A 7,140-nucleotide genomic window follows, 5' to 3' on the forward strand; every position below is an offset into this window, starting at 1 on the left:
CGGTGGAGCCGGACGACGCGCGCGGCCCCGGGCAACCTGGGGCCGGCCGCCAAGCGTCGGCCCAACCCACACCAAACTGAGCGAGAAGACGACCAGCGCCACGCAAAGGGTGGCCGTGAAAGGAATTCGAAAATGGCACAGCATCTCCCACCCGAGGCCCTGGATGAATGGCTGAGCGCGGCCGCCGCCGAACTGGGTCTGGATGAAAACGAGGTGGACATTGCCACCATCCTGGACGTCGCCAAGCACGTCGCCCACGACGTCGCGCGCCCGCGGCCCCTCTGAGCACCTTCCTGCTGGGTCTCGCCCTGGGACGCACGGGCGAACAGGGCTCGCTGGCGGCGCTCGCCGGGCAGCTGACCGAGCGGGCCCACCGGTGGGAGCAGGAAAACCCCCAGTAGGAAGATCTGGTGAGGTACTTCCCGGCCAGCAGGGCCTTCTAGAGGTCCAGGATCTGCCGGTTGTGGGGCAGCTGGCCGTGGAACGTAATCGGTACCGGGGCAGCACGGCCGGGCTGCGGGCCATCCATTGCCTGCAGGTGCAGGTGCGGTTCGGTGCTGTTGCCGGTATTGCCGCAGCGTCCCACGGGCTGCCCGGGAGCGAGGTGTTGTCCCACCTCCACCTTCACGCTGTCCTGCATGAGGTGGCAAAGCGCCACGATGATTCCGTCGTGCTCGATCATCACATGGTTGCCGGCCAGTCCCGGCCAGCCGGCGCGTACCCGGGCGCGCTGGCCCAGCGCGTAGCCAACCGAGGCCAGGGCGCGGTGGGCTTGATGATCCGGGATGGCGTGCTCAACGGCGATCACCCGACCGCCGCACGGGGCCAGTACCCTGCGGCCAAAGCCAGGGAACGCGGCAGCCGGTTCGCGCCCACGCCAGGTGTTCCACGTCAGTGGGGCACGGCGCCCGCTGTCACCCACGGGCACAAAATCGATGGCATGGGAACTGGCGAACAACGTCGTTCCATGGCTCGGCACACGGTTGACCGGACTATTTTGCACCAGCCACCTGCCGGTGAATGGGTAGTCCAGGTCGATCTGCGCTGTCATGGCAACCCCGTGGCTCGGTCATTTGCGTGTTGCCCGCATTCTTGCATCACCGTCTGGAATTTGCCGGTGAGCACGGGGTTGCCGAGCCGGACTGCGGTGCTGTGGAGCTGATCTTCCGTTGTTTCGCCTAGGCTTCGTGTGGCGCCAGGAAAGCCTTCGGAATCAGTTCGGCGCCGGAGACATTCTCCAGGAACTCCGGTTCAATGGGCACCCCGGTGCGCAGAACGCTGATCTGCCGGTGGGTTCGAGGATGACGCAGGCGATTTCCGAGCGGTTGCGGACCCCGCTCAAGCGCAGCCGGGAGAGCAGCTCGCTTTCCGAGACGTGAGTGCGCTTCAGATTTGCGGTGATGAATTCTTCCCCGGCCATCAGCAGGTACGCCTTGTTGTTGACTGCGGCCCGGCCCCGTGGAAATCGGCGCAGCTGACCGGTGAGGGCCTGCAGAACCAACAGGGTCACCAAGCCCAGCGCCCCGGCGGCCAGTGTGGGCGTGTAGCCGAGGATCGCACGGCCGATGACGGCGCCGAAAGCAACCACCGCGGCCAGGTCAAAGCTGGACAAGTTAGCCATCGTGCGCTGACCGAGCACTCGGATCGCCACGAGCACCAGAACGTATAGCGCAATCGCGGAAAGCACCACGCGCCCGGCGTCGGCCCAAGTTAGTCCGAAATCATGCCACACAAAGAATCCCCTCTAACATCGTCGCTGGGGTGCTTTCGCCCCAACCCATCCTCTCAATAGGCAGGCACCCGACCGAATTGAACCCAGGACAAAGCGCAACCGAATCGGTCGCAATCGGGGAGCAGACCGCCAGCGCATGAGACGGAGAGGACCCGGAACCTCTAATGTCATGGGTTGTGAACATGAGAGTGTTTGGGCCTACGGGGACCCGCGCGTTGAGAGTCCTCGGGCGGTTTAGCTAGTTAAACCGGGGCCTTACCACGGGCTCACCCATTATTCAGATCCTTCTTGATGCCCACTGCTGCGGATCCGAGGGCGATGGCGAAGCAAATCCAGAGTGCGCCGAACGCAACCGGGTATACGCCGCCGCCTATCAAGGTCATGGCGCCCATGAGCAGTCCGGTCAGGACCATGGTGATGGTGAAGCGGTGCGTGATGATCTTCTTCATGGTGTTGAGAATTGCCAGCTGTGTTTGCCGGGCGACCCAGGCAGTAGCCACATTTCGCGTTCTGGCTTCTGGAACTGCTCACTTCCCGCTCGCGGCCACGCGTGATCATGCTGGCTCACTGCGGTAAGGGTGCCGTGGCAAGCAAACGACGGAGACTCGCTCGTTCCCTTGCACTTCCTTCCTCTGATTATCGTTTCCCGTGCAGGAGAGTGGCCGCTTTTTCTAGTGCGTTTCCGGATCGGGGCCATGAGGTTGATTGTGCACGTCGAAGCCGACATTTTGACTCAGCCAACAACTCGGTTCCATGCCCGCACTTTGAATTCAGGAAGAGAAAAACCCCGTAGATTCATAACCTACGGGGTTCATCGTGGCGGTGACGGTGGGATTTGAACCCACGGTACGGGGTTACCGTACACAACATTTCGAGTGTTGCACCTTCGGCCGCTCGGACACGTCACCAGACCTGATAACTCTACAACGAAGGAAAGCTGAAAACCAAAACAACGAGGGCCGATTGGATGGCGAAGTGGCCAGAACCACATGGCGGCTATCCGTGTGGGTCAGCCGTAACTGTTTGCGCCGGCAAGGTTCTAGCGGCGCTTGGCGCGGAAGAAATCCAGCAGCAATTGAGCGCATTCAGCTTCCAAAACCCTGGGGTACACCTCGACCCAGTGGTTCAGCCGGGGTTCGCGCACAATATCGAATACCGAACCACAGGCTCCGGCCTTCTCATCCCAGGCCCCGAACACCAGCTTTGGGATGCGGGAAAGGACAATGGCGCCGGCGCACATCGCGCAGGCTCCAGGGTGACAACCAAGGTGCAGTCCTCCAGCCGCCAGCCATCATCCGTGCCGCGGGCCTGCAGGGCGCGAACGGCATTGCGGATGGCCACCACCTCGGCATGTGCGGTCGGATCTCCGCCGGCCTCGCGCTCATTGCGCCCGGAGGCCAGCACCTGCCGGTCGGGGGAGAGAATGACGGCGCCGATGGGCACATCATCGGTGGCCAGCGCGGCCCGGGCCTCATCCAGTGCCAGCCGCATCCACGTCTCGTGTTCTTGCACCATAGTGTCACCCACTTTACGTGGCGCAGTGCCACCAGCGTGCGAGCTGGGGGCGACAACGGTGCCCGGCGCCTCCCGAAGCTCCCGGGCCTGTTCGGTTGGGCACATTGGGCGGATTCAGTGCCCGAATCTCGGGTAAGGGGCTCGTCGGGGCAGATGGGCGGCTGGTAGATTTTTGCCTATGCGCGTACAGGTAGTTGACCACCCGCTGGTGGCACACAAGGTTTCGGTCCTGCGAGACAAGAACACGGCTTCGCCGACCTTCCGGCAGCTGACCGAGGAACTGGTCACCCTGCTGGCCTACGAGGCGACCCGCGAGGTGAAGACCGAAGAGGTCGAGGTCGTGACCCCGGTGGCCACGACCACCGGAATCGCCTTCGCCAAGCCCACCCCGCTGGTGGTGCCGATCCTGCGCGCCGGGCTGGGCATGCTGGAGGGGATGACCCGCCTGGTGCCCACGGCCGAGGTCGGGTTCCTGGGCATGGCCCGCAATGACGAGACCCTGGACATCATCACCTACGCCGACCGGGTCCCGAACGACCTGCAAGGACGCCAGGTCTTCGTGCTGGATCCGATGCTGGCCACCGGTGGAACCTTGCCGAAGCCATCAAGTTCATTTTCGAGCGCGGGGCCGCCTCGGTCACCTGCATCTGCCTGATCGCCGCCCCGGAGGGGATCGAACGCCTGCGCGAGATCCACGGCGAGGACGAGCGGGTCCACCTGGTGCTGGCCGCCCTGGACGAGCGCCTGGATGAGAAGGCCTACATCATTCCCGGGCTGGGGGATGCCGGGGACCGCCTGTACGGCGTGACCCCGCCCATGCACTAGGCCTTCTGGCCCCTACGCCGCCTCGGTTTTTGCCGCAGGCGGCGTTTGCGTATCGGCCAGCGGCAGCCGCACCTCAAAAACGGTGTCCCCGGGCTGGGAAGTGACCGTGATGGTGCCGCGGTGCGCCTGCACGATGCTCTTGGCGATGGGCAGGCCCAGGCCGGTGGTGCCGTCGGAACCCGCACGGGCAGCGTTGGCCCGGGTGAAGCGTTCAAAGACATGCGGCAGGAACTCGGGGTCAATGCCCTCGCCGGTGTCCTGCACCCGCAGCACCGCCTGTCCCACGTCCGCATCGGCCAGCACGCTGACCGTCACGGAGTTGCCCACGCTGGTGTGCTTGCGTGCATTGCCCAGCAGGTTGGTGATGACCCGGCGCAGCGCCGAGGAGTCGCAATTGATCGCCACCTCGTCCTGGGTGGCGATGAACGTCCACCGGTGATCCGGGGCGGTGACCGTGAAGTCGTCGGTGATTTCCCGGGCCAGGTCCACCAGGTTCGCCCGGGAGAGCTTGTAGGAGGTTTCCTCCTCCAGCCGGGCCAGCAGCAGCAACTGCTCCACCAGGCGCTCATGCGTGAACTTTGCTCCAGCACCCGATCGACCGCGCGCCGCCCGTCATCGGAGAAGTGCTCGGTGGCGGCCAGCAGCTCGGTGTAGCCGCGGATCGCCGACAGCGGGGTACGCAGCTCATGGGAGGCGTCGGCCACGAATTGGCGCATCTGCCCTGGGAACGCTCACGCACCTTCAGCGCGCTGTCCACATTGTCGATCAGCGCGTTCAGCGCCTGGCCCACGTTGCCCACTTCGGTGCCCGGGATCGCATCGTGCGGGGAGACCCGCTGGGTCAGCTCCACCTTGCCCGATTCCAGGTCGGTGTGCGCCACGGAGGAAGCCACCGCGGCCACGCGTTTGAGCGGGTTGAAGGACCGGCCAATGGCCCAGGTGCCGGCCAGGCCGGTGCTGATCACGGTCAGCACGCTGATCACCAGGGTCAACCAGGCCATCTCCCGCAACGCGTATTCGGTGGGTTCGGTGGGCAGCCCGGTGATCAGGATGCCTCCGGAGCCTGGTCCGGGCGGGCGACCAGCACATAGTCCCCGATCGAGAGCTTGCGGATCACCGGGCGGGAGTTGACCTCCAGGGACAGCAGCGGGTCGATGTCCGCGTCGGTGATCGTGATGCGTTCACCGGTGCGTTCATCCAGCCACGCCCCGAACGTCAGCTTGCCGTCCACGAAGCGCACGTTCAAGGTGCCCGAGGCCTGCCCGGGCGCGAACAGGTCATCGGGGGAGTTCTTCGGGGTGGAGTAGGCGGCGGCACGGTTCGCCGCCTGGGAGAGCTGCTCATTCAGCTGCGCCATCAGGGTCTGGCGCATGCCGGCGTTATAGAGCAGGCCAATGAGCACACACACCATCGTCAGGGCGCCGAGCAGGATCACCAGCAGGCGGCGCTGCAGGTTGTAGGGGGTGTGCTTGGTGGCGGGGGAGAACAGGCTCATGCCGCCGGCTTCAGGACATATCCCACGCCGCGCACCGTGTGGATCATCGGTTCGGCGTCCACGTCAATCTTCTTGCGCAGGTAGGAGATGTACAGTTCGACGATGTTCGCCTGGCCGTCAAAGTCGTAGTGCCAGACGTTGTCCAGGATCTGCGACTTGGACACCACCCGGCGGGCGTTGTTCATCAGGTAGGAGAGCAGGTCGAATTCGGTGGCGGTCAGCGAGATGGCCCGCCCGGCACGGGATACGTCGTGCGAATCCAGGTTCAATACCAGATCGCCCACCACCAGTTCGGAGGCGTCCGCGCTGGTGGCTCCGGAGCGTTCGACCAGCCGGTGCAGCCGGATGAGCACCTCCTCGAGGCTGAAGGGCTTGGCCACGTAGTCATCGGCCCCGGCCCCCAGCCCCTCGATGCGGTCCTCCACCGCGTCCTTGGCGGTCAGGAACAGCACCGGGACCTCCGGGAAGTAGGTGCGCACCTTGCGCAGCACCTCGGGCCCGTCGAAGCCGGGCAGCATCCAGTCCAGGACCAGGACATCCGGGGCGAAGTTGCGGGCGGTGGCCACCGCTTCGGGCCCGTCGTGCGCGATCGCCGATTCCCAGCCGAGCATCCGGGTGCCCATGGACACCAACTCGGCCAGCGACGGTTCGTCGTCGACCACCAGGACCTTGATGGCGGTGCCGTCCGGGTGGGTGAGCCGTGGGAGCTGTGAGGGAGAGAAACGCGAATCGTTCATGGTCTTACCTTCCCCCATGCCATTGGGCTGACTTTGTGTTTTACCTGTGTGCTTGCTGTGCCCCCAAGCCCGATTTTATGCGGTGCGCAGCCTTGCAGATAGCCGAATATTTGGTCAAGAGCAGCTCTGGGCGAATGTTTGCATCGTGAACAGCGTCCAGCGCTGAATGCTTATTCATGGCAATGTATAGGGTAGTCAGATTGATCGATCCTCGTCGTATTATTGCGCAATGCGTGGCTAGTTAAACGTTTAACGGAAACATTTGTTCAAAGTGGCAAAGGTCACAAATGGATGGCTTTGTCTCGCATCGTGGACATGGAGGTTGATTGTTACTTGCAAGTTCCAATTGTTACGGGGAAACTGGAGGGGTGAGTCAGGCGCAGAACAGCAAAACAGGCAGGTCACGGTTCCCGTGGTCGGGTCCCCAGTGCTGTTCTCGAATGCTTTGCGTCAGCGGTCAGCTCGCAGCGGAAACCTAGTTTTCGTCGCGATCCAGCCGCTGGCGGGAAACCAACTGTCGTGGGTGTAGAGAAGGACGCCCGCGGCGCAAGCAACAAGCAAACAAGAAGCATCAGCGCCAAATCACTTGGCCTTCGCATAGTTAGAGGAAAAACATGACGGCTGGATCCGGATACGTACACGTTTCAATTCGCAACGCGCAGAACCGTGCTGCTGCAGCACAGCGTTCGACAACTGGCGGCTATGCCCCGGCAGGCTACCGCCCACTGCGCGCCGTATCCACCAACCATGAGCCGCGCGATATTTCACGCCATCAGACCGCCGCCCCGGTCCAGGCCACCGGCGCCGGCTCGGGCAGCGCGGACACCACAGCCCGCG

General features: G+C 63.9%; 8 protein-coding genes, 1 tRNA gene and 4 pseudogenes. 3 read left to right on the forward strand and 10 right to left on the reverse strand.

The window, feature by feature from the left end:
- Positions 1-132: 132 nt before the first annotated feature.
- A pseudogene (locus JCM19049_RS06260) lies at positions 133-401 on the forward strand (DUF6457 domain-containing protein).
- 38 nt (positions 402-439) lie between these two features.
- On the opposite strand, the gene JCM19049_RS06265 reads toward JCM19049_RS06260, so the two are convergent.
- The 5 genes and pseudogenes from JCM19049_RS06265 to tadA all read right to left on the reverse strand — a co-directional run bounded on the left by JCM19049_RS06265 (position 440) and on the right by tadA (position 3,247).
- Entirely contained in the window at positions 440-922 is a 483-nt protein-coding gene (locus JCM19049_RS06265) for a M23 family metallopeptidase (RefSeq protein ID WP_306420717.1), read from the reverse strand.
- Positions 923-1,213: 291 nt separating this feature from the next.
- Positions 1,214-1,621: a YetF domain-containing protein gene (locus JCM19049_RS06270; protein WP_279402593.1), complete on the reverse strand. Its 408-nt coding sequence runs from the start codon at positions 1,619-1,621 to the stop codon at positions 1,214-1,216.
- A gap of 377 nt (positions 1,622-1,998) precedes the next feature.
- A complete protein-coding gene (locus JCM19049_RS06275; protein WP_279402594.1) occupies positions 1,999-2,181 on the reverse strand; it encodes a hypothetical protein in 183 nt (60 codons plus the stop codon).
- A 368-nt stretch (positions 2,182-2,549) separates the two neighbouring features.
- Positions 2,550-2,640 (reverse strand) — tRNA-Ser (locus tag JCM19049_RS06280).
- A gap of 131 nt (positions 2,641-2,771) precedes the next feature.
- Positions 2,772-3,247 (reverse strand): annotated as a pseudogene (tadA, locus tag JCM19049_RS06285) (tRNA adenosine(34) deaminase TadA).
- 178 nt (positions 3,248-3,425) lie between these two features.
- Here tadA and upp point away from each other — a divergent pair.
- Positions 3,426-4,072 (forward strand): annotated as a pseudogene (upp, locus tag JCM19049_RS06290) (uracil phosphoribosyltransferase).
- Positions 4,073-4,084: 12 nt separating this feature from the next.
- Here the strand turns inward: upp and JCM19049_RS06295 are convergent.
- The 5 genes from JCM19049_RS06295 to JCM19049_RS06310 are packed head-to-tail and all read right to left on the reverse strand — an operon-like array spanning position 4,085 to position 6,303.
- The gene (locus JCM19049_RS06295; protein WP_279402595.1) at positions 4,085-4,477 is read right to left on the reverse strand and encodes an ATP-binding protein; all 393 of its coding nucleotides are present in this window, start codon (positions 4,475-4,477) and stop codon (positions 4,085-4,087) included.
- On the reverse strand, positions 4,384-4,755 hold the full coding sequence (locus JCM19049_RS19010) for a histidine kinase dimerization/phospho-acceptor domain-containing protein (protein ID WP_279402596.1): 372 nt from the start codon (positions 4,753-4,755) through the stop codon (positions 4,384-4,386). The genes JCM19049_RS06295 and JCM19049_RS19010 overlap by 94 nt, the downstream gene beginning before the upstream one ends.
- Positions 4,638-5,081 (reverse strand): HAMP domain-containing protein, encoded by a 444-nt coding sequence (locus tag JCM19049_RS06300; RefSeq protein ID WP_054821149.1) that lies wholly within the window; start codon positions 5,079-5,081, stop codon positions 4,638-4,640. Before JCM19049_RS06300 ends, JCM19049_RS19010 begins: the two co-directional genes overlap by 118 nt.
- A gap of 35 nt (positions 5,082-5,116) precedes the next feature.
- Positions 5,117-5,566, reverse strand: coding sequence for a hypothetical protein (locus JCM19049_RS06305; RefSeq protein ID WP_054821150.1), 450 nt, complete (start codon positions 5,564-5,566; stop codon positions 5,117-5,119).
- Positions 5,563-6,303 carry a response regulator transcription factor gene (locus tag JCM19049_RS06310; protein WP_054821151.1) on the reverse strand — a complete coding sequence of 247 codons (741 nt, stop codon included), beginning with the start codon at positions 6,301-6,303 and terminating at the stop codon, positions 5,563-5,565. Before JCM19049_RS06310 ends, JCM19049_RS06305 begins: the two co-directional genes overlap by 4 nt.
- A 614-nt stretch (positions 6,304-6,917) precedes the next feature.
- Here JCM19049_RS06310 and JCM19049_RS19015 point away from each other — a divergent pair.
- Positions 6,918-7,140: pseudogene (locus JCM19049_RS19015) on the forward strand (winged helix family transcriptional regulator); the annotation flags it as partial.

Source organism: Arthrobacter sp. JCM 19049, assembly GCF_001310435.1.

Coding starts and splice junctions, on each gene's coding strand:
- JCM19049_RS06270 (WP_279402593.1), bottom strand. CDS start 1,621: ATGGCTAACTTGTCCAGCTTTGACCTGGCCGCGGTGGTTGCTTTCGGC.
- JCM19049_RS06275 (WP_279402594.1), bottom strand. CDS start 2,181: ATGAAGAAGATCATCACGCACCGCTTCACCATCACCATGGTCCTGACC.
- JCM19049_RS06305 (WP_054821150.1), bottom strand. CDS start 5,566: ATGAGCCTGTTCTCCCCCGCCACCAAGCACACCCCCTACAACCTGCAG.
- JCM19049_RS06310 (WP_054821151.1), bottom strand. CDS start 6,303: ATGAACGATTCGCGTTTCTCTCCCTCACAGCTCCCACGGCTCACCCAC.